Annotated in this window: 22 protein-coding genes; 4 read left to right on the top strand and 18 right to left on the bottom strand. The window is 65.3% G+C overall.

Annotated features, from left to right (window positions below; genetic code table 11):
* Window positions 1–188: 188 nt before the first annotated feature.
* From ACZYOF_RS25515 to phnG, 10 genes are all read right to left on the bottom strand, one after another.
* On the bottom strand, window positions 189–1,322 hold the full coding sequence (locus ACZYOF_RS25515) for a diguanylate cyclase domain-containing protein (protein ID WP_463717502.1): 1,134 nt from the start codon (window positions 1,320–1,322) through the stop codon (window positions 189–191).
* A 259-nt stretch (window positions 1,323–1,581) separates the two neighbouring features.
* A complete protein-coding gene (locus ACZYOF_RS25510) occupies window positions 1,582–2,193 on the bottom strand; it encodes a pyridoxamine 5'-phosphate oxidase family protein (RefSeq protein WP_282529247.1) in 612 nt (203 codons plus the stop codon).
* 13 nt (window positions 2,194–2,206) lie between these two features.
* Window positions 2,207–2,803 carry a phosphonate metabolism protein/1,5-bisphosphokinase (PRPP-forming) PhnN gene (gene phnN, locus ACZYOF_RS25505; RefSeq protein WP_463717501.1) on the bottom strand — a complete coding sequence of 199 codons (597 nt, stop codon included), beginning with the start codon at window positions 2,801–2,803 and terminating at the stop codon, window positions 2,207–2,209.
* The gene (locus ACZYOF_RS25500) at window positions 2,800–3,951 is read right to left on the bottom strand and encodes an alpha-D-ribose 1-methylphosphonate 5-triphosphate diphosphatase (protein ID WP_463717500.1); all 1,152 of its coding nucleotides are present in this window, start codon (window positions 3,949–3,951) and stop codon (window positions 2,800–2,802) included. Before ACZYOF_RS25500 ends, phnN begins: the two co-directional genes overlap by 4 nt.
* Before the next feature lie 31 nt (window positions 3,952–3,982).
* Window positions 3,983–4,681, bottom strand: a complete 699-nt coding sequence (phnL, locus tag ACZYOF_RS25495) for a phosphonate C-P lyase system protein PhnL (protein WP_165421196.1) — start codon at window positions 4,679–4,681, stop codon at window positions 3,983–3,985.
* Between the two features lie 8 nt (window positions 4,682–4,689).
* Window positions 4,690–5,490 (bottom strand): phosphonate C-P lyase system protein PhnK, encoded by an 801-nt coding sequence (gene phnK / locus ACZYOF_RS25490; protein WP_130579912.1) that lies wholly within the window; start codon window positions 5,488–5,490, stop codon window positions 4,690–4,692.
* Window positions 5,483–6,367, bottom strand: coding sequence for an alpha-D-ribose 1-methylphosphonate 5-phosphate C-P-lyase PhnJ (locus tag ACZYOF_RS25485; RefSeq protein ID WP_463717499.1), 885 nt, complete (start codon window positions 6,365–6,367; stop codon window positions 5,483–5,485). The genes phnK and ACZYOF_RS25485 overlap by 8 nt, the downstream gene beginning before the upstream one ends.
* Complete coding sequence (locus ACZYOF_RS25480; RefSeq protein ID WP_130579910.1) at window positions 6,364–7,467, bottom strand: carbon-phosphorus lyase complex subunit; 1,104 nt, start codon at window positions 7,465–7,467, stop codon at window positions 6,364–6,366. The genes ACZYOF_RS25485 and ACZYOF_RS25480 overlap by 4 nt, the downstream gene beginning before the upstream one ends.
* 2 nt (window positions 7,468–7,469) lie before the next feature.
* Complete coding sequence (gene phnH, locus ACZYOF_RS25475; protein ID WP_130579909.1) at window positions 7,470–8,075, bottom strand: phosphonate C-P lyase system protein PhnH; 606 nt, start codon at window positions 8,073–8,075, stop codon at window positions 7,470–7,472.
* 4 nt (window positions 8,076–8,079) lie between these two features.
* On the bottom strand, window positions 8,080–8,541 hold the full coding sequence (gene phnG, locus ACZYOF_RS25470) for a phosphonate C-P lyase system protein PhnG (protein ID WP_463717498.1): 462 nt from the start codon (window positions 8,539–8,541) through the stop codon (window positions 8,080–8,082).
* A gap of 113 nt (window positions 8,542–8,654) precedes the next feature.
* On the opposite strand from phnG, the gene phnF reads away from it, so the two are divergent.
* Window positions 8,655–9,386, top strand: coding sequence for a phosphonate metabolism transcriptional regulator PhnF (gene phnF, locus ACZYOF_RS25465; RefSeq protein WP_282529242.1), 732 nt, complete (start codon window positions 8,655–8,657; stop codon window positions 9,384–9,386).
* A gap of 103 nt (window positions 9,387–9,489) precedes the next feature.
* On the opposite strand, the gene phnE (ACZYOF_RS25460) is transcribed toward phnF, so the two are convergent.
* The 4 genes from phnE (ACZYOF_RS25460) to phnC form a co-directional block, all read right to left on the bottom strand.
* Window positions 9,490–10,338 carry a phosphonate ABC transporter, permease protein PhnE gene (gene phnE / locus ACZYOF_RS25460; RefSeq protein WP_463717497.1) on the bottom strand — a complete coding sequence of 283 codons (849 nt, stop codon included), beginning with the start codon at window positions 10,336–10,338 and terminating at the stop codon, window positions 9,490–9,492.
* Window positions 10,335–11,219, bottom strand: a complete 885-nt coding sequence (gene phnE, locus ACZYOF_RS25455; RefSeq protein WP_130580471.1) for a phosphonate ABC transporter, permease protein PhnE — start codon at window positions 11,217–11,219, stop codon at window positions 10,335–10,337. The genes phnE (ACZYOF_RS25460) and phnE (ACZYOF_RS25455) overlap by 4 nt, the downstream gene beginning before the upstream one ends.
* 75 nt (window positions 11,220–11,294) lie before the next feature.
* The gene (phnD, locus tag ACZYOF_RS25450) at window positions 11,295–12,230 is read right to left on the bottom strand and encodes a phosphonate ABC transporter substrate-binding protein (RefSeq protein ID WP_394565366.1); all 936 of its coding nucleotides are present in this window, start codon (window positions 12,228–12,230) and stop codon (window positions 11,295–11,297) included.
* Between the two features lie 106 nt (window positions 12,231–12,336).
* Window positions 12,337–13,152 (bottom strand): phosphonate ABC transporter ATP-binding protein, encoded by an 816-nt coding sequence (gene phnC, locus ACZYOF_RS25445; RefSeq protein WP_463717496.1) that lies wholly within the window; start codon window positions 13,150–13,152, stop codon window positions 12,337–12,339.
* A 179-nt stretch (window positions 13,153–13,331) separates the two neighbouring features.
* Between phnC and ACZYOF_RS25440 the strand changes: the two genes are divergently transcribed.
* From ACZYOF_RS25440 to ACZYOF_RS25430, 3 genes are read left to right on the top strand one after another with little or no spacing between them, the layout of a single operon-like run.
* The gene (locus tag ACZYOF_RS25440) at window positions 13,332–13,988 is read left to right on the top strand and encodes an LbetaH domain-containing protein (RefSeq protein ID WP_463717495.1); all 657 of its coding nucleotides are present in this window, start codon (window positions 13,332–13,334) and stop codon (window positions 13,986–13,988) included.
* Complete coding sequence (locus tag ACZYOF_RS25435; protein ID WP_463717494.1) at window positions 13,985–15,178, top strand: alpha-D-ribose 1-methylphosphonate 5-triphosphate diphosphatase; 1,194 nt, start codon at window positions 13,985–13,987, stop codon at window positions 15,176–15,178. Before ACZYOF_RS25440 ends, ACZYOF_RS25435 begins: the two co-directional genes overlap by 4 nt.
* 20 nt (window positions 15,179–15,198) lie before the next feature.
* Window positions 15,199–15,900, top strand: coding sequence for a DUF1045 domain-containing protein (locus tag ACZYOF_RS25430; protein ID WP_130580476.1), 702 nt, complete (start codon window positions 15,199–15,201; stop codon window positions 15,898–15,900).
* 97 nt (window positions 15,901–15,997) lie between these two features.
* Here the strand turns inward: ACZYOF_RS25430 and hemC are convergent, their stop codons facing one another.
* The 4 genes from hemC to ACZYOF_RS25410 form a co-directional block, all read right to left on the bottom strand.
* Window positions 15,998–16,993, bottom strand: coding sequence for a hydroxymethylbilane synthase (hemC, locus tag ACZYOF_RS25425; protein ID WP_463717493.1), 996 nt, complete (start codon window positions 16,991–16,993; stop codon window positions 15,998–16,000).
* A gap of 112 nt (window positions 16,994–17,105) precedes the next feature.
* The gene (pncA, locus tag ACZYOF_RS25420) at window positions 17,106–17,726 is read right to left on the bottom strand and encodes a bifunctional nicotinamidase/pyrazinamidase (RefSeq protein WP_394565367.1); all 621 of its coding nucleotides are present in this window, start codon (window positions 17,724–17,726) and stop codon (window positions 17,106–17,108) included.
* A gap of 72 nt (window positions 17,727–17,798) precedes the next feature.
* Entirely contained in the window at window positions 17,799–18,626 is an 828-nt protein-coding gene (locus tag ACZYOF_RS25415) for an aspartate dehydrogenase (RefSeq protein WP_394565368.1), read from the bottom strand.
* A 93-nt stretch (window positions 18,627–18,719) separates the two neighbouring features.
* Window positions 18,720–19,238 carry a VOC family protein gene (locus tag ACZYOF_RS25410; RefSeq protein ID WP_130580480.1) on the bottom strand — a complete coding sequence of 173 codons (519 nt, stop codon included), beginning with the start codon at window positions 19,236–19,238 and terminating at the stop codon, window positions 18,720–18,722.
* Window positions 19,239–19,526 lie beyond the last annotated feature (288 nt).

The raw sequence follows: 19,526 nt of genomic DNA, 5'->3' as shown, positions 1-19,526 counted from the left end.
AGCGAATCCAGACTTGCACGGCCCGATTTTCCTGTCGGCGTTAGCGCTTCTCAGCGCCCTCCCACGGTCTGCTATCGTGCCGCTATCAGAGCACAGCGGACCTGATAGACCCTGATCTGCGGCGCGGGGATTTATGAGTACACGTCCTGGCGTCTCGCGCACCAATGCAGTTCGACCTGATCTGTAATTCAGATCGCCTGATCCATCACAATGGTCTCGTCGCCAGACCACTGCCAGCGTCCGCCGCCGGCACGCTTGGCGGCATAGAGCGCGCGATCGACCTGTTCGAGCAACGATGCCGTGCCGACGGTTGCGTCGGAGGCAAGCTCGGTCACCAGGATGCCCGCGCTGGCGCCGATCCGCGCCGGCTTCTGCGCGACAAAGAAGGGCAGCGACAGCGCCTCGACCACCCGCTTGGCAAGCGCCACGGCGGCATCTTTCCCCGCCGGCCCGTCTTCCACCGGACGCAACAGCATGAATTCATCGCCGCCAAAGCGGGCAACGGTGCCCTGCGGCCCGATGCAGTGGGTCAATCGTTCGGCGACCTGGCGGAGCAGCGCATCTCCGGCGTGATGGCCGAGGCGGTCATTCACCGATTTGAAACCATCAAGATCGATGGCGACGATGGCGACGCGCCCCGCCGTCTTCTCCAGCGCCGCGAGAAACGCGGCACGGTTCGGCAATCCGGTCAGGAAGTCATGATGGGCCTGGCGCGCCAGCGCCTGCTGGGCCTCCAGCCGCTCGATGAAGGCCTTGCTGAGATGGCGGGAGGCCTCGCGCAGCGTGATCCAGAACAGGAACAGCATGCAGGAGCCGAGCTTGTAGGCGAGTTCCGGCCGCAGCAGGCCCGCCACGATGGTCGGCGCGAACAGCACGGCCGATGCCGACAGCACGATCCACGGACGCACCGCTGCGCGCGACACCATGCCGACGCAGAAGGACATCGACAGTCCGAAGCTGATCCACGCCCCGGCCGCATCGCCGAGCCGGAGCGCGCGGTATGACAGTAGGCCAAGCCCCACCGAGAACGCCACCGCGCCGATGCCGTAGATATGCTCCCAGCGCAGCACGTCCTGGTCGGAGAAATTCGCCGATCGCAGCTTGTAGAGGTGCAGGCTGTATAGCCGGCTTGCGGCGGTGATCAGAATGAGACAGGAGATCAGGGCATAGCCGATATCCCCGCTGACCAGCGCAAGCGCGATCGCGCCGGCGCCCGATGTCACGGTGATCGCCATGACCTGCGGCATCGACGTGTACAGCAACTTGATCAGTTCGCGGCGAATGCCAGGCTGCACGCCGCCGGACAGGGCTGTCAGTCTCATGGCCGGCACCATGCCGCTGAGTTGCTAAGAATCGGTGTTGCGGGTCGGCCCGGTCGTTGCCAGCTTCATGACAGGCTTAAGGGACCATCAAGGCGGCAGGAGCTCCGTTCTGGAACAAGCACACCGCCGTCATTCCGGGATGCGCCGCAAGGCGCAGGCCCGGAATCCATCGGGCCGCACGCACAAGCGGAGAGATGGATTCCGGGCTCGATGCTATCGCATCGCCCCGGAATGACCGCGAGTTTTGTGCGGGGTTACGTCACCACATCGTCTGGCGGGCGCGCTCTGGCCATTCGCGGTCGTAGGTTTCGCCGCCGACCTTTTCTTCGCTCATGCTGGCGAGGATCTGGCCCGGGGTCGGCAGCGTCCTGGGATCGACGCGCTTGTCGGGATTCCAGAGGTCGGCGCGGACGATCGCACGGGCGCATTGGAAGTAGATCTCGTCGACGGTCATGACGATGACGGAGCGCGGCGTCTTGCCTTCCATCTTGAAGGACGCGAGCAGATCCGGATCGATCGAGAGATAAGCGCTGCCGTTGACGCGCAGCGTGGTGCCGGAGCCGGGGATCAGGAACAACAGCGCGACGCGCGGATCCCGGACAATGTTGCGGAGCGAATCGACGCGGTTGTTGCCGCGGCGGTCGGGTATCATCAGCGTCTTGTCGTCATGGAGGCGGACGAAGCCGGACAGGTCGCCGCGCGGCGAGCAATCGATGCCTTCAGGACCGACGGTGGCGAGCGCCGCGAATGGCGACTTCTCGATCAGGATGCGATAGGGCGGCGTGATGTGGTCGGCGACCTTGACGGTGGAAGCATCGTTGGGGAAGCCGTAGATCGCCTCCAATTGTTCGATCGTCGCGATATTTGTCATCGGCTTCCCTTGTTCACTCGTCCCAGCGGCTGCCCCTGATGATCCGCGCGAGCTGGCCCGCGTGATAGTCGGCGGTGCCGACATTGACGATGGTGAAGTCCGGCGCGGCGGTCGTCTCGTCGACGGTGCGGCCGAGCCGATGCTCGATCCGGCCGTCGCTCGCGCGTCCGCGCATCGCCAGTCGTTCGGCCAGCACGTTCGGCGGCGCGGTGATCTGGACTACGACGACATTGGCGTAGGCGCGGCGGGCCACCGATATCACCGTGCGCGAGACGTTGGCGATCACGGTGCGGCCGGCGCGGAGATCGTCATCGACCGCACGCGGCAACGCATAGCTATGGCCATGCGCCTCCCAATGCATCGCATAGTCACCGCGCGCCACCGCCTCGCGGAATGCGTCCGCGCTGACCTCCTCATTGTCCTCGGCGGCTGACGAGGCGCGCGTGATCACGCGGCGCGCAAAGACGGCATTGCCATCCTCGGCACAGGCCGCTTTGGCGAGCCCGAGCAGCGTATCCTTGCCGGCACCGCTCGGGCCGACCACCAGCACCAGGCGGCCGGGACCGATCGCAGCAGGAGTCTCGATTGCAACTGCCCGTGCTTCCGTCATGCGACCCGCTCCCCTTCCCGCCAGACACTGCGCACCACCGGGAGGTCGCGCGCGAGATGCACGCGGATCAGGTCGGCGCGCTTGCCGACCGCTATCTCGCCGCGGTCGGTGAGCCCCACCGCTTCGGCCGGCGCCTTCGTCACCGTGCGCACCGCAGACGCAAGATCGATCGCCGGCACGTGCTGCGGCAGTTGCAGCGCCGCCATCAGCAGGCTCGAAGGGATGTAGTCGGACGACAGGATGTCGAGCAGGCCCTCGCGGGCGAGATCGACGGCGGCGATGTTGCCGGAATGCGAGCCGCCGCGCACCACGTTGGGCGCGCCCATCAGGATGTCGATGCCGGCTGCGTGCAGGCCGCGCGCGGCTTCCATCGTAGTCGGGAATTCCGCGACCGAGACGCGGTCGCGCACGGCGTCGACCACGTTCTCTTCCGTGGTGTCGTCGTGGCTCGCGAGCGGGATATTGTATTCATGCGCGAGCGCGACGATGGCGCGCATGTTGGTGGCGGCATAGGCTTTCTGGTTGGCGAAGCGCCGGGCGAAGAGCTCGTCGAGCTGGGCGTCGGTCATGCCGCCACCCTTGCCGCGATAGTAGTCGCGCAGCTTCACCTCGTCGCGGAACTGGCGCTGGCCGGGGGTGTGATCCATCAGCGACATCAGGCGCACGTCGGGCCGGTCGATCAGCTCCTTCGCCTCGGCCACCACATCGGGCATAGGGATTTCGCAGCGCAGGTGCAGGAAGTGATCGGCGCGGAGCAGATTGCCCTCACGCGCGGCCGAGATCGCCGCCGCCAGAATGCCGGCGCGGCCGTCGACCTCCTCGGCGCCATCCTCGCGCCAGACCCGGAGCGAGTCGAGGACCGTGGTGATGCCCGAGGTCGCGAGCTGCGCGTCATAGGAGATGACGGAGGCGACCGGGTCCCAAAACACTTTCGGGCGCGGCACGTAATGGGCTTCGAGATGATCGGTGTGCAGCTCGATCATGCCGGGCATGATGAGATCGCCGCCGGCATCCTCACTGCCATCGGGCGCGCTCCCCTCGCCGAATTCGGCAATGCTGCCGGAGGCCAAGGCGACCCAGCCGCGCTCGATGACGCGGTCGGCCAGCACAAGGCGGGCATTGCCGATGATGGTCTCTCTTGCAGTCATCTCACCCCTTCCCTCTCATGCCGCTGCCGTCTCACGCCGCTGCAGCGAATGACGTGACATCCACGATTCGGTCTGCAATCAGATGACGGATCTCATCGTCATGAACGATCGCGACCATCGCGACGCCGCGGCGTTTCTTCTCTCCGATCAGTTCTACCACGACGGCGCGGTTGGCCGCATCGAGCGAGGCCGTCGGCTCGTCCAGGAGCAGGATCGGCAGATCGGACACGAAGCCGCGGGCGATGTTGACGCGCTGCTGCTCGCCGCCGGAGAAGGTCGAGGGCGGCAGCGCCCAGAGCCTCTCGGGGATGTTGAGCCGGCGCAGCAGTGCCTTTGCCTTGTCGCGCGCTTCCGCGCGCGGCGTGCCGTTGGCGACCAGCGGCTCGGCGACGACGTCGATGGTCGCCACCCGCGGCACCGCACGCAGGAACTGGCTGACATAGCCGACGCTGGCGCGGCGCACGCTCAGGACCTGCCGCGGCTCGGCGCTGGCGAGATCGATCACCTTGCCCTGGTGGCGGATGTCGATCCGCCCGGTGTCGCAACGGTAGTTGCCGAAGATCATCTTCAGGATCGACGACTTGCCGGCGCCTGATGGACCGGACAGCACGACGCATTCGCCCGGCTCGACATGGAACGAGACGTTGCTCACGACAGGCAGTTCGACCCCGCCCTGCAGATGCATGATGAAGGTCTTGGCCGCGTTGGAGATTTCGATCATCGCAGTCATCGGTGCCCTCATGGCGGCAGGATCGAGGAAACGAGCAGTTGGGTGTAGGGCTCGCGCGGGTCGTCGAGCACCTGGTCGGTCAGGCCGGTCTCGATGACGCGGCCGCCTTTCATCACCATCACCCGGTGCGACAAAAGGCGCGCCACCGCGAGGTCATGCGTGACGACGATGGCGGCGAGGTTGAGCTCGCTGACGAGGTTGCGCATCAGATCGAGCAGGCGGGCCTGCACGGAGACGTCGAGCCCGCCGGTCGGCTCGTCCATGAACACCAGGCGCGGCGCAGTGACGAGGTTGCGCGCGATCTGCAGGCGCTGCCGCATGCCGCCGGAATAGGTTTTCGGCGCATCGTCGATGCGGCCGATGTCGATCTCGACGCGTTCGAGCCATGTCGTTGCGGTGTCGCGGATGCGGCCATAGTGATTCCAGCCGATCGCCATCAGCCGCTCGCCGACATTGGCGCCGGCGGAGACCGCCATGCGCAGCCCCTGCGCGGGGTCCTGATGCACATAGCCCCAATCGGTGCGGAACAGGAAGCGCCGCTCGGCTTCGCCGAGCGATGCCAAATCACGCAGCACGCCGTCGCGCATGCGATAGGACACGCGGCCCGCGCTCGGCGCGAGCTGCGCCGACAATAGTTGCAGCAAGGTCGACTTGCCCGAGCCGGATTCGCCGACAATCGCGAGCACCTCGCCGGGATGGAGCGAGAACGACACGTCGCGGCAGGCGGCGAGCCGGCCGTAGTTCTTCGACAGGCCGTCCGCGATCAGCAGCGGCTCGTCATCGTCGGGCATGGTCACCGGCTCAGACATGCGCCCTCTCCTTGTGCGGCGCTGCGCTCTGGTGGCCGCGATGGCCTTCGGCCTGGCGCTGCTCGCAATAGTCGGTGTCGGAGCAGACGAACATCCGCCCGCCCTTGTCGTCGGTGACGATCTCGTCGAGGTAGGAGTTCTCCGCGGCGCAGAGCGCGCAAGGCGCATCGAAGCGATACGGCTTGAACGGATGGTCCTCGAAATCGAGCGAGACCACGGTCGTGTAGGGCGGGATCGCGTAGATGCGCTTCTCGCGGCCGGCGCCGAACAATTGCAGCGCCGCGCAATTGTCCATCTTCGGATTGTCGAATTTCGGCGTCGGCGACGGGTCCATCACATAGCGCGCGTTCACCTTCACCGGATAGGCGTAGGCCGTGGCGATATGATCGAAGCGCGCGATGTCCTCGTAGAGCTTGACATGCATCAAGCCGTATTCGGCGAGCGCATGCATGCGCCGCGTCTCGGTCTCGCGCGGTTCGAGGAAGCGCAGCGGTTCGGGGATCGGCACCTGATAGACCAGCACCTGCCCTTCATGCAGTGGCGCCTCGGGAATGCGGTGGCGGGTCTGGATCACGGTTGCGTCCGTCGTCGACGTCGTGGTCGCAACGCTTGCGGTCTTGCCGAAGAATTTGCGGATCGAGATCGCGTTGGTGGTGTCGTCGGAACCCTGGTCGATCACCTTCAAGACATCATCGGGACCGAGGATCGCGGCGGTGACCTGCACGCCGCCGGTGCCCCAGCCATAGGGCATCGGCATCTCCCGGCTTGCGAACGGCACCTGGTAGCCGGGAATCGCGATCGCCTTCAGGATCGCGCGGCGGATCATCCGCTTGGTCTGTTCGTCGAGATAGGCGAAATTATAGGACGGCGCGTTCATTCGGCGGCCTCCTGCAGCGGCTCCGACGTATTGGCGTCGGCGAAGTCCTTGCGCAGCCTGCGTAGCAGGCCGAGCTCGGACTGGAAGTCGACGTAATGCGGCAGCTTGAGATGCTCGACGAAGCCGGTCGCCTGCACATTGTCGGAATGCGACATCACAAACTCCTCGTCCTGCGCCGGCGCACTGACCTCCTCGCCGAGTTCGCGCGCACGAAGCGAGCGATCGACCAGCGCCATCGACATCGTCTTGCGCTCGCTCTGGCCGAAGGCGAGGCCATAGCCACGGGTGAAGCACGGCGCCTCGGTCGCCGAGCCCTTGAACTGGTTGACCATCTGGCACTCGGTGAGTTCGATTCTCCCAAGCGGAACGGCGAAGCCTGCATCCTCGGCGAAGAATTCGACATCGACCTCGCCGAAGCGGATTTCGCCGGCAAAGGGATGGTTGCGGCCATAACCCCGCTGGGTGGAATAGCCGAGCGCGAGCAGGAAACCTTCGTCGGCGCGGGCGAGATTCTGCAGCCGTAGATCGCGGTCGGCCGGGAAGCTGAGCGGCTCGCGCGTGAGGTCGCCGACCGGCGCGTCCGCCTCTGCCTGCGGTGACGGCTCGATCAGACCGTCGTGAGCGAGGATATCGGTGACGCGCGGCGTTTCGGCGGACGATGTTTCGCCGGTCGCAGGCGCCTCCGGCACAAAACCCTCGGCAAGCTGCGGGTCAAGCAGGCGATGGGTGTAGTCGAAGGTTGGGCCGAGGATCTGGCCGCCGGGAATGTCCTTGAAGGTCGCGGAGATGCGGCGGCGGATCTGCATGTTGCCGGTATCGACCGGCTCGGTGGCGCCGAAGCGCGGCAGCGTGGCGCGGAAGGCGCGAACCAGGAAGATCGCCTCGATCATGTCGCCGCGCGCCTGCTTGATCGCGAGCGCGGCGAGCTCGCGGTCATAGAGCGAGCCTTCCGCCATGACGCGATCGACGCCGAGCGCAAGCTGTTCGGAGATCTGCGCAAGCGTGAGCTCCGGCACCTCCCGGTCGCCGCGCCGTTCATGCGCGAGCAGGCGATGGGCGTTCTCTATGGCGCGTTCGCCGCCCTTGACCGCAACGTACATCGTCAGTCCTTCCCATGAGCGAGCCGCGTGGTGCGCGGGATCGCGACAATCTCTTCGCCCGCGACCAGCACGACGTCGATACCGCGCGGAAACAGCGCGGCGTTGACGGCGAGCCGATCGAACAGATCGTGCGGCTCAATGGTCGCGGTCAGCACAGTGGAGCCGTCGATGCCGGGACCGCGCAGTTCGTAGGCCGTGCCGTGCGACAGGCTGCCAATCTGCAGGATCAGCGTGGTCGAGCGATCGGGATATTCGCTGCTGCCGAACGCGAAGCGATCGAGCGCGGGAAGATTCTTGGGATCGCCGATCAGCGCAAAGCCCGCAATCGCGGGATCGCCGGTGATGGGCGCGCCGGTGTGGAACTTCAGCCATTTGGCGATGTCGGGGGTCGACATCGCGCCATCGAGCCAAATCGGCGTGTCATGATCGAACAGCATCAGCGCGATCGCGGCCGTGCCGTGCATCACGCCGGAAGGCGCGCCGGCCGATGCCGCGATTCGCTGCACCGTTCCCGGACGCGCCATCGCGTTCATTACGGAACGGAACGTCGCCTGCGCCGACAACACCTTGTCGGAGAAGCCCGGCGGCAGTTCGGCAACCGTCGTCATGTCCTTAGCCCTCGCCGCGCACCATGGTGTAGAAATCAACCCGCGTCGCCGCCGTCTCCGCGTCCGCCCGGCTTCGTTTCGCGATCATGGCCGTGCGCAGCGGCGCGATCACTTCCTGTTCGACCGCGTCGGCAAAGTCGTCCGATTGCGTCATGGCGTCGCACAACGCGATCAGCCGCGCCTTCTCGTGGTCGCGCCCGAGCGTGTAGCCGAAGCCGACCTGGCCGGTCGAAAGCAGCACCGCCGAGCGCGAGACGGTCGCCTCGCCGAGATTGAAGTGAGCGCCGTCGCCGCCGATCCGACCGCGCACCATCACGAGGCCGTTCTCCGGCTCGCGCAAAGTTTTGTGATCGGGCAGCGCCATCGCTCTGAGCCGGGCCGAAATTTCGGCGGCGTCCGACTGTGCGAGCACCGCCATTCCCGCTCTGCGCTGCGCCCGCCTGCTGTCTTGCTCGGTTTTCGTCATGTCGCGGAACCTTGCCTGACTGAAGTTGTCTATGATAATAGACAACTTGATAAGCAAACGCCATGACTGTTTCATGACAGAGCCATGATTTTCGACAGGACTGGGTTTCCGATATGAGCCTGCAGGACACCACCTCATCGGGCGTCGCGCTGTGGCGACTGGTCGCCGACGGCATCGAGCGCGGCATCGCCGAAGGCCGCTTTGCCGCCGGCGAGAAGCTGCCGGGCGAAATGGAGATCGCGGAGACCTACCGCGTGAACCGGCACACGGTGCGGCGCGCCCTGGCGGCGCTCGCCGAGCGCGGATTGGTGCGCGCCGAGCGCGGCAGCGGCACTTATGTCGAGGTGCAGAAAATCGCCTATCCGCTGCGCTCGCGCACGCGGTTCTCGGAGATCGTCGGCGCCGGCGGCCGTGAGCCGCGCGGGCAATTGATCGATGCGTCGGAAGACGTGGCGAGCCGGGACCTGGCGCGGGAACTCGGACTGAAGGTCGGCGCGCCATTAGTCCGGATCGAGTCGCTGCGGTTCGCCGACCGCGCACCGATCTGCATCTCCACCTCCTGGCTTTCAGCCGAGCGCTTTCCGGGCGCGGGAGAGGTGTTCGCCAGCGTCCGCTCGATGACGAAGCTGCTCGAACATTTTGGCATCCGCGACTATCGCCGCGCCTCGACGCGGATCACCGCCGGCATCGTCGACGCCACCGACGCGGCGCGGCTCGACCTCGCGCTCGGCCGCCCGATCCTGGTGGTCGACTCGACCGACGTCGATCCGGACGACAAGCCGCTGGTGACAAAGCGCTCGCGCTTCGCCGCCGAGCGCGTGGAGTTTTTGGTGGAGAACGGGTGAGATTTTGTAGGGTGGGCAAAGCGAAGCGTGCCCACCATTCCGAGCGGAGTGCTTGATGGTGGGCACGCTTCGCTTTGCCCACCCTACGGAACCGCGGTTAGGCTCACGCCACCGCGCGCTGGCCGATGATGGCGAAGCGGAGTTTTGTCGATATCCAGTCGATCACGGCGACCGCGACCAGGATCATCAAGATCAGGAACGAGACCTTCTGCCATTCCAGGACGCGGATCTGCTCGGCGAGCTGCAGCCCGATGCCGCCGGCGCCGACGATGCCGATGATGGTGGCCGAACGCGTGTTCGACTCGATGTAATAGAGCACCTGCCCCGCGATCACGGGCAGCACCTGCGGGATCAGGCCGAAGCGGATCTCGTGCAGCGCGCTGCCGCCGGAAGCTCTGATACCCTCGACCTGCTTCTTGTCGGCCTCCTCAATGGCCTCAGAGAACAATTTGCCGAAGGCGCCGAAGTCCGACACCGCGATGGCGAGCACGCCGGCAAACGGGCCGAGGCCGACGACATTAATCCACACCAAGGCCCAGATGAGCTGGTCGACGCCGCGGATCGAATCCAGGAAGCGCCGCACCGGAAAACGGAAGATGGCTGACGGCACGATGTTGCGCGCGGCGAGCAGGCTGACCGGCAGCGCCAGGAACGCGGCGATCGTGGTGCCGAGCAGCGCGATCGACAGCGTCTCGCCGAGCGCGGAGAGATAGGTCGGCAGCGATGAGCCGGGATCGGGCGGGATCATCATCAACGTGATCCAGCCGAGCTCGCGCAGGCCGCTCACCAGCTTGGTCGGCGAGAAGTCGAGATCGAACAGTCCGAAGACGAAGACCGCGAACGCCGCCAGCAGCATCAAGGGCGTGGCGAGGCGCGTCGAGGCCGGGCGCTCGAAAACATCTGGATATTTCGTCCGCAGCGCCAGCGAATCCGGCTTCGGCAATTGGCTCATGCCCGCGCCTCCTTGCCGAACAGTTTTGCGCGCAGCCAGCCGGTGGTGATGTCGATCACGAACACGGTGACGATGATGGTGACCAGGATGGCGCTGACGTCGGAATAGTAGAATTTGCGGATCGCGACCACGAGCTCCTGCCCGATGCCGCCGGCGCCGACAAAGCCCATCACCGACGCCTCGCGCACATTGATCTCGAAGCGCAACAGCGCATAGCTGGCATAGCCCGCTGAAACCTGAGGCAGCACCGCAAAGCGCATGCAGGAGAGCCAGCTCGCGCCGGTCGAGCGGATGCCTTCCACCGGCTTCATGTCGGCATTCTCGACGATCTCGGAGAACAATTTGCCGAGCGCGCCGGTCGAGTGCACGGCGATCGCCAGCACGCCCGCCATCGGCCCGAGGCCGAACGCGATCACGAACACCAACGCGAACACGATGCCGGGCACGGTGCGGGCGAATTCGAGCAGGCGGCGGACGACGAAGCGCAGCCACGGCCCGGGCGAGGTATTCTGCGCGGCGAAGAAGTTCAGCGCGAACGCAAAGACGGCGCCGGTCAGCGTGCCGACATAGCTGATCAAAATGGTCTCGGCGAGCAGCTTCAGCCATTGCTTCCAGCCCCAGAACCATTCGCCGAAATCGGTCCAGACCCGCTGGCCGTTATCGAGCGTGAGGATGCGGTCGAAATAGGAGACGAAGTTGCCGAAATAGGTGAAAAGCGTGCGCAGGTTCACTTCGGCGCCGATGCCAGCGACGACGAGCGCCGCGATAAACACCGCCGCCGCCAGCATCATCTTCAGCCGCTTGCGCGCGACCGCCTTGCGATAGGCCTCGTTCAGCGCCGCGAGCTGCTGAGCGGGAAGGATGGATACGGCGGTGGTCATCGGATCTGCTGCTTGCCCTCAATGGAAACAGGCCGGGTCGCAATCGACCCGGCCTGCGTAGTTCGTGTCAACCGATCAGGACGCCTTCTTCTTGCGCAGGGTGTCGACGAACTTGATCAGCTCGATCGTGCCGTCCCAATCCTTGGTGGTCGCGGGGTGGAAGCCCTTCTTCTGGCCGTCCGAGAGCTTGTCGAACATCACCTTGTCCTTGGCCGGCGCCTCGAAGAAGGCCTTTGCGATCGCGGCCTTCAGATCGTCGGGAAGATCGGTGTTATAGGCATAGGGTCCGTTGATGATCTCGGCCGACTTGTTGATGATGCGGAAATCTTCCTTCTTCATCGGCGAGCCGTCGGCATTCTTCAGCATGCCCTTGTGCAGCATCTGGGCGAGCGTGGAGTCGTCGTCGCTGGTCCACTGGTTGGCGGCGACGTCGACGGTGCCTTGCGAAAGCGCGAGGACCGCGTTCTCGTGGCTGCCGGTGAAGACGACCTTGCTGAAATAGGCTTCGGCGTCCGGAATGCCCTTCTTGTTCAGCTCGAAGCGCGGCACGTTGTTGCCCGAGGTTGAGTTCGGATCGACGAGGCCGAGGTTCTTGCCCTTCACGTCCTCGACGGTCTTGTACGGGCTGGTCGCCTTGACGAAGAACACCGAGTAGTAGCCGGTCGAGCCGTCGGCATTGATGTCGTTTGCGAAGGCGTCGGTCTTGACGCCGGTCAGCCGCGCGCGGGCAAAGGAGGCCGAACCGTAGCTGGCGATCTGGATGTTGCCGGAGCGCTGGCCCTCGATCACCGCAGCATAATCGTTGGCGATGCGCAGCGTGACCTTCACGCCGAGTTCCTTGGAGAGATAGTTGACGAACGGCGTCCAGCGCTCGGTGACGCCGGACGCGTTTTCAGCCGGCACGACCGCGAAGGTCAGCTCCGGATATTTGGCCTTCCAGTCTTGCGCCGACGCGGACGCGGTGAGCGCGAGCGCGGCAGCGCCGGCGAGAACGATGCGACGAGTGATCATGTTTACCCCTGCTGTTATGGTAGCGCTTGGAACATGATCTTTTCGGATCATGCTCTAGAGGCCGACTGCACCTGCAGCGGCTTTCCCTGGATCAAGGTTGCGACGTTCAGGCCGCGGCTGCGGTGCCGAGCGCCGGAGCTGTTGCGGCATCGGGCGCAGGCATTGGCGCCCCGCCGATGACATCATTGGCCTCGAGATCGTAGAGCTCGCGGGCGACGTGATCGGTCAGCATCGACGGCTGACCATCGAACACCACGCGGCCTGCCGCCATGCCGATCAGGCGGTCGCAATAGCTGCGCGCCAGATCGAGCGAATGCAGGTTGCAGAGCACGGTGATGCCGAAATGCTTGTTGATGCGCAGCAGCGCGTCCATCACGATCTTGGTATTGCGCGGATCGAGCGAGGCGATCGGCTCGTCTGCGAGGATGATATCGGGCTCCTGCACCAGCGCGCGGGCGATCGCGACGCGCTGTTGCTGGCCGCCGGAGAGCTGGTCGGCGCGTTGAGCGGCGAACTGCGCGATGTCGAACTGCTCGAGCGCCGACATCGCGAGCGCCCTGTCTTGCTCGGGCCAAAGCTGGGTCAGCGAGCGCCAGGCCGGGATTTCGGCAAGGCGGCCCATCAGCACATTGGTCAGCACGTCGAGCCGGCCGACCAGATTGAACTGTTGAAAGATCATCGCCGAACGCGCGCGCCACCGCCGCAGCGCCTTGCCGCGCAGTGCGGTGACGTCGACACCTTCGAACAGGATGCGGCCTTCGGCCGGATCGGCGAGACGGTTGACCATCCGCAGCAAAGTCGACTTGCCGGCGCCCGAGCGGCCGATCACGCCGACGAAACTACCGGGCTGAACCGAGAACGAAGCATTGTCCACCGCGGCTTTTGTGCCGAAACGGCACGTCAAACCTTCCACCACCAGCATGCAGTGCTCCGAACCCGTCACGTCGCGTAACGGCTAACGCCGCTGAATTACAGTTGTGTGACAAACGCGCTGCAGTGCGGCGATCCTCCACACCCGTCGGCGATGTCACCCATCTGTCACGCTAATGTTATGAAGCGCATCGAAGACGTGCGCTCCCCGCAACCGTTCGAGAGGCGAAGATGGCCGGCAAGATGCTTTCCGTTGTACCGACCATTGATCCCACCGCATCGGTGCGAGACAGCCAGCTTGGCGCCTATACCGAGGTCGGAGCGCGAACCATCCTGCTCGGAGTCACGATGAGCGACTATTCGTACGTCGTGAACGACGCGCAGCTCACTTACACCACGATTGGTAAATTCTGCTCGATCGCGGCGATGACACGGATCAATCCCGGCAATCATCCGATGCATCGTGCGTCGCAGGCGCATTTCACCTATCGCGCCAGCGCATACTTTCCCGGCGAACATGACGAGGCAGAGTTCTTCGAATGGCGCCGAGAGCACCGCGTGCATATCGGCCATGACGTCTGGATCGGACATGGCGCGATCATCCTGCCCGGACGCTCGATCGGAACCGGCGCGGTGGTCGCGGCTGGCGCGATCGTGACCAAGGATGTTCCCGCCTATACCATCGTCGCCGGCAATCCGGCGCGGCCGCTCCGCAAGCGCTTTCCCGACGACATCACCAGCCGCCTTGCGGCGCTCGCCTGGTGGGACTGGGATCACGAAATGTTGCGCCAAGCGCTGCCGGATTTCCGCAAGCTGGTTGTCGAGGACTTCCTCGCAAAGTATGAAGCGTTGAACACGCCAACAGCCCGCCGGAGTGCCATCTCGTGACCGACATTATTATCGAACGCGGCAAGGCGCTCGTTGACGGCGAACTTGTCGAAACGCGGCTGCGGACCGCGGGCCTGGACATCGCAGCCCTCGGCGGAGATGGAGACGGTCGCGATGCGCTCGGCATCGACGCGCGTGATCTCTTGGTGCTGCCCGGCATCGTCGACCTGCATGGCGACGCCTTCGAGCGGCAGATGATGCCGCGCGCCGGCGTCGATTTCCCGATCGACGTGGCGCTCGCCGACAGCGACCGGCAGGCGATCTCAAACGGAATCACGACGGTGTTCCACGCCACGACCTGGTCGTGGGAGCCGGGTCTGCGCAGCGCCGACAATGCGCGGAGACTGCTGGAGGCGATCGAGCAGATGCGCCCGCACCTTGCAGCCGACACGCGCTTCCATCTGCGCCACGAGACCTACAATCTCGACGCCGAAGCAGAGATCATCGGCTGGCTCGCGGAGGGCCGCGTCGACCTGTTCGCCTTCAACGACCATATGGACGGGACGATCGGGGACCTGGCCAAGCCGCGAAAGCGCAACCGGATGGTGGAGCGCACCGGACTGTCAGCCGAGGAGTTCGACCAACTCGTCGCACGCGTGGTGTCGCGCGCGGACGATGTGCCGGCCTCGGTCTCCCGCCTCGCCAGCGCGGCGCGATCGGCCAATGTCCGCATGCTCTCGCATGACGACAACAGCCCCGAGATGCGCAAAGGCTTTCGCGACCAGGGCGTCGGCATCGCCGAATTCCCTGTCAACGAAGAGACCGCGCGCGAGGCGGCGGCGGCCGGCGATCATATCGTGTACGGCGCGCCGAATGTCGTGCGCGGCGGCAGCCATACCGGCTGGACCAAAGCGTCCGACATGATCGCAAAGGGCCTCTGCTCGGTACTGGCCTCGGACTATTACTATCCGGCGCAATTGCTCGCGGCCTTCCGGCTTGCCGCTGATGGCATTCTGCCGCTGGAAAAGGCGTGGGACCTGATCTCGGCGGCGCCGGCGCGCGCCGCCGAGCTCGACGACCGCGGCGTGCTCGCCGAAGGTCGCCGCGCCGACATGATCATCGTCGACGACAAGGTTCCGCTGCGGCCTCGCATTGTCGCGGTGATATCAGCGGGACGTCTCGTGCATCTGGCCGACGCCAGCCGGCTCACCTATTCAACAGCACCGCGCAAAGCGGTTGCTGCCGCTTGACGCTCCCAGGTCTTACGACGATGGCCAACTTTCCGCGTTACGCCCTCTACTATGCGCCGGCACCAGCCAGTGCGCTCGATCGTTTCGGCGCCAAGATGCTCGGCTACGATGCCTATCATGGCAGCGACCTGCCTTTTCCCGAGGGCTTGCCGCCGGACTGGCGCGAGGTCACGCAGGACCCTCGCAAATACGGCTTTCATGCCACGCTGAAAGCGCCGATTGCGCTGGCGGAAGGAAAGACCGAAGCCGATTTGATTGGCGCATGCGAGGCTTTCGCCGATACGCCGCGGCCAATTCCCGTGATCGAATCCATCATCGATTCGATCAGCGGCTTCATCGCGATGATCCCGGCAAAGCCGTCGGCGGAGTTGCAGCAGCTCGCGGCCGACGTGACGCGCGACTTCGACTCATTCCGCGCGCCGCTGACGCCTCAGGATCGCGCAAGGCGAAATCCCGAGCGATTGACGCCGCGGCAGGTCGAATATCTCGACCGCTGGGGCTACCCTTACGTGATGGAAGAATTCCGCTTCCACATGACGCTCACCGGACGGTTGGAAGCCGAGCGCCGTGAAGTCGTGGTACCGATGCTGCGAGAGCGCTTTGCCTCTGTGCGGCTCGCAACGCTCGCGATCGACCGGCTCGCGTTGTTTCGCCAGGACGATGCCGCATCGCGCTTCCGCATCATCGCACATTGGCCGCTTACGCCGTCGTCCCGGGCTTGACCCGTAGCCCGGGTGGGGCGGAACGCGTAACCCGGGGTCTCTGCCTCAGCGTCTACCAGCGGTCCCGGGTTGCGCTGCGCTTCACCCGGGCTACGACTTACTCGTCCGTTTCTTCCGGTCTTGTGCGGGCAATGATTTCGGCGGCGCCCTTGTCGAGCAACTCCAGTCCGACGGCGCGGCCGAGTTCGCGGGGGTGGTCGGCGGCGCCGGTGCGCGATGCCTCGATGAAGCGGTCGCCGGTTTCATCCAGCACCGAGGCGCGCAAAATCAACTCGCCGCCGGCAAGCGTCGCATGGCCGGCGATCGGCGAATTGCAGTGGCCGTTCAGGATCCACAGCACCTCGCGCTCGGCTTCGGCAGCAAGGCGCGATGACCCATTCTCGATCTTGGCAAGACGGGCGCGCGTCGCAAAATCGTTCGCCGCGCATTCGACGGCGACGATGCCCTGCCCGACTGCCGGCAGCATCTCGTCGACCGGGAAGTCATAGGCGATGCGCTCTGCACGCCCGATGCGCTCGAGCCCCGAGCGCGCCATCACCAGCGCATCCGCCGGGCCGACCTCGCCGCCATCGGGCAGGCGCTGCTTGTCGCCACGATCGAGCTTGGCAATGCGGGTGTCGGCGGCGCCGCGAAAATGGATCACGCTTGCTTCAGGAAACAGCCTGCGCAAGTAAGCCGCGCGGCGCACCGCGTTGGTGCCGATCTTGAAACCCTTGCCGCGGCTTGCACGAAAGCTTTCCAGCGAAAGACCGGGACGCAGCACCAGGCAGTCGGTTGCGGCGTCGCGCGGCAGGGTGGCGCCGATCACGAGGCCCGGCGTTTCCTCATTGCCGGGCACATCCTTCAGCGAATGCATCGCGGCCTGCAGCTCGCCCGCGCGCATCGCCTCGCGGATCTCGGCGACGAAAGCGCCGCCCTTGCCGCCATGGCGCAGCAACTTGCTGGTCTGGTCCTGATCGCCGCGGGTTTCGAACCTGACAATCTCGACGGTCAAGTCGGAAGCCGACGCACGCAATAGGCGCGCGACCTCCTCGGTCTGCGCCATCGCCATGGCCGTCTTGCGCGTGCCGATGCGTAAGGTCTGTCCCGCCACGATGTCTCCGTTCGAGCCGCCGATAAAGCCGAGGGATTAGAGCAAAAGCCCAATCAAAACAACGCTTTTCGCCGCGTTTTCCGGGAAGGAATGGGCCGGTGAAGGAAGCGCGTCAATCCAGGTCGCTCACGACCTGAACGCCGGCCGCCGCCATTGCCGCATGCGCAGCCGCAAGCGAGCCGGAAAGATCGATCGCCCGGCAGCCGGATTCCACGACCACGGTTTCGAAGCCGAGGCGGCGCGCATCCAGCGCGGAATAATGGACGCAATAGTCGGTGGCGAGCCCGGCCATGAAGATCCGCTTCAGTCCGCGCTCGCGCAAATAGCCGGCAAGGCCGGTCGGCGTGGTGCGGTCGTTCTCGTGGAAGGCGGAATAGGAATCGATCGCGGAGCGAAAGCCTTTTCGGATCACAAGCTCCGCTTTGTCGGTCGAAAGCTGCGGGTGGAACGCGGCGCCCGCCGTGCCCTGCACGCAATGCTCCGGCCACAGCGTCTGCGGACCGTAGGGCATGGTGATGGTTTCGAACGGCGCGGAGCCCTGGTGTGAGGTCGCAAAGGAGCTGTGGCCTCGCGGATGCCAATCCTGTGTCAGCACCACATGATCGAACCGCCCAGCGAGCCGGTTGACGACAGGCACCACCGCATCGCCGTCGGCTACGGCCAGCGCGCCGCCGGGGCAGAAATCATTCTGCACGTCGATGATGAGGAGCAGGTCGTCGGGGTGAATTCGCATGGGCAGCTCGGCTCTATCTGTTGGCCTAGCTTAGCTGAAAAGTCGCGGCCCCGCAGCAGACAACCGCGCCCGTCAGGTCCCGATGCGCAGCGAGGCGCGCTGCTTGCGCAGGCAGGCGATCACGGACAGCGCGGTGATGCGGCCGGTGCGCGGGTTTTCCGACGGGACGTTCTCGATCGTCATCGAGAAGCGCGCCGAATCGGAGTCCACCTCGATGCGGTGGGTGTTGCGCGTCACGGCCGGGTCGGCCCAGATTTCCACCCGGGTGCGGTCGGGGCCGATACCGGCAAGCGACAGCGCCACGGCGACGTTCAGGTTGGCCGGAAAGCCCTTCGCCGCCTCGCGCGCGGTTCCTTCGAAAATCCGCAGCGGCTCGGCGAGCCCTTCAACGCTGATGTCGTTCTCGACCAGATAAGGCGCGCCGACGAGCCCCAGCGGCGGCTTCCGCGTCACCAGCCGGACCGAATGGATGGTGCCCTCCGCCGCGGCAGTCACGGCGTCGAGCCCGATCAGGGCGCCGGTCGGCACCACGATCTGGCCGCCGTTCTTCCGCGCAAGCGCGATCAGGTCTTCGTTCTGGAGCAGTGCGCCGACGCTGAGCACGACCGCGGTCTTGCCGCGCTCGACCACCGGCGCCACGATCGAACGCACCAGCCTGCTCGGCGCGCATTCGACCACGATGTCGGCGGCATCGGCGAGTTCCTCGATCGGCAGGACCTTTGGCGGAGTTGTCAGGTCATTGAGCCAGGCCTGGTGCTTGGCGACGTTCTGCGCGGAGACCGCGCTGAGCGCCAATCCCTCGATGCCGCGATCCAGTTCCTTCACCACGCTCGCGCCGATCGCACCGAGGCCTGCCACGGCCACGCGTGCCCCGGGTCGCGTGCTGTTCGAGTCCACCATCCGACTGCTCCAAGGACAGATGCCTGTCCTGTCCCGCACTGGCGGCCGGGTGTCAATTGCCGATTGGATGGATCAGGCGATCACCGGCCATCGTCAGGCGAGCTTAGGATAGGTCGCCTTGTCGAAGAAGCTTGCGCCGGCAACATATTTGCGGCCCGGCGACATGTCAGGCTTTTCTTCGCCCTCGCCGCCGCACTCGAAGGTCAGTTCGAGCTGCACGCCGCTGGGGTCATAGACGAACAACTGCCAGAGCGTGGTGCCGGGCACGATGAATTCGCGCCAGTCGAGCCCGGCCGCCTTGAAGCGCGAGACGAAGGAGCGATAGCCGGAGCAGGACAGCGAGACATGGTCGATCGCCGCCGTTCCCGCCGGCGCCTTGCCTTCGGGGCCGAGCGCGGGACCGCCGGCATAGATGTGCATGATCGCGAGCCCGCCGGGCTGCGGGCAACCGAGCCAGGCGCCGGGATAGCCGAAATCGGGACGTGCGAATTCGCGAAGCCCGATGATCTCGGTGTAGAATTTCCGCGTTGCCGCCAAATTCTCGGTCTTGATGGCGATGTGATAGAGCCCGTGCACGGTTGCGATCGGCAGCGTCGGTTCGGCTCTGGTCATGACGTTGGTCTCCTCAAATCCTTGGCCGCTCATTCCACGGCGTGATGACGTTTCTTCACCTCGCCCCGCTTGCGGGGAGAGGTCGGAGTTCAAGCACAGCTTGAATTTCGGGTGAGGGGGAGCCTCCACGAATACAGCTCTCACCGTGTTCGCGGAGGAAGCCCCTTGTATCTGCACGGGCATGATTTGTGCGATGGAAGCGATTTAGCGTCTTGGCCGGTGGCCACCGGCCAAGACGCGTGGCGAAGTCGCCCGTTACCCCTCCGGCCACAACCGTGGATGAGCTTT

Source organism: Bradyrhizobium sp. LeoA1Lang, from assembly GCF_055413685.1.
Note: the sequence above shows the minus strand (reverse complement) of the source record. Positions and strands in the feature narration are given on the sequence as shown.